The sequence below is a fragment of the Oleiphilus sp. HI0125 genome (assembly GCF_001635355.1).
The window spans coordinates 1-1,239 of the sequence record NZ_LWGF01000652.1 but is presented as its reverse complement, the minus strand read 5'-3'; the positions used below and the strand labels follow the sequence as shown (position 1 = coordinate 1,239).

Annotated in this window: 1 pseudogene; it reads right to left on the bottom strand. The window is 46.6% G+C overall.

The window, feature by feature from the left end:
- Positions 1-1,239, bottom strand: a pseudogene (locus A3762_RS27425) (hypothetical protein); the annotation flags it as partial.

Sequence of the window (1,239 nt, the reverse complement as noted above, 5' to 3'; positions counted from 1 at the left end):
ATCGTGACCTGCAGAACGATATCGCTTAGATGGCCTATTGCTGGCGTGATCGTGAGACCGGCAAGCTCAGCGGCTGTCAACGTCCAGCTACCATCTCCATTGTCAGTGCCAGCCGATAACGTAGCATCTAACGGCACATCGCTGATGGTGTAACCGGTAACTGACTCAGAACCATCGTTATCTGCTAGGCTACCAGTGATATCCAAGGCAATAGCACTATTCTCATCACCATTTACATCACTCGCACTCACCGCAGGCGCATCAGCGACTGCTTCCAAAGTAACCTCCACCGAACCATTATAAACTTGACTAACATCGCCCTCTGTAAACGTTACTTCAGTCGTTAATGTAAAGTCATCACTGGAATGTTCAACTGGCGTAAGGCTCAACTCGTCAAGATCAGCAGGCTCTACTGTCCAGGTGCCATCACCGTTATTCGTACCCGCTGACAAAATCGCTCCAGTTGGCACACCACCGATAGTGACACTGCTCATTGTTTCATTAACGTCAATGGGAGTTAACGGACCCAATTCAAGATCAAAAACTGCGTCTTCTGCTACAGTGACAGCCCCCGTCAGTGGATCACCGTCAGCACTAGGGTTCGATGGATCGATTGGGTCGGTCGGATCAACTGGATCAACCGGGTTAGGACCATCAATTACAGTAATGACCGGATCATCAATTCCAGAATCGTCCAACATCGAAACAATCAATTCGCCTGAGTGAGACAGCTCAGAAATCAAATAGGTATCTGGATCAGTATCCTTAATATAAGCTGTCACGGTGATTGATATCGGATCAGCTAAAATTCCATCAGGAATGAATCTTAGATCAACGAGTTGATCAACAGTAAGCGACCAGCGACCATCTCCTAAATCATGCCCTGCTGACAAAGATGAACTCTGTGGAATATTAGACAGAATTACCTCGCTAACCTGCTCTGAACCGTCATTATCGGCGAGAGCAACATCGATCTGTAAAGGAATCTCATTGTCATCATTCATCTCTCCGGAAAGCAATGTAAGCGTCGGCACATCTGCTTCTGGGTCGACGTACACCGTCAGTGTCGAATCCGTTACTTTTGAAGAAATAACTCCGGTGTCAGGATCAGTATCTTGTGAATGAACGCTAACACTGAGGGTAAAATCACTACTACTATGAATTGGGGGAGTAATCATAAAAGTATTCACATCCGACCAACTATTAGTATCCGCTGTAAGGGTAGCACCACCCGGAATA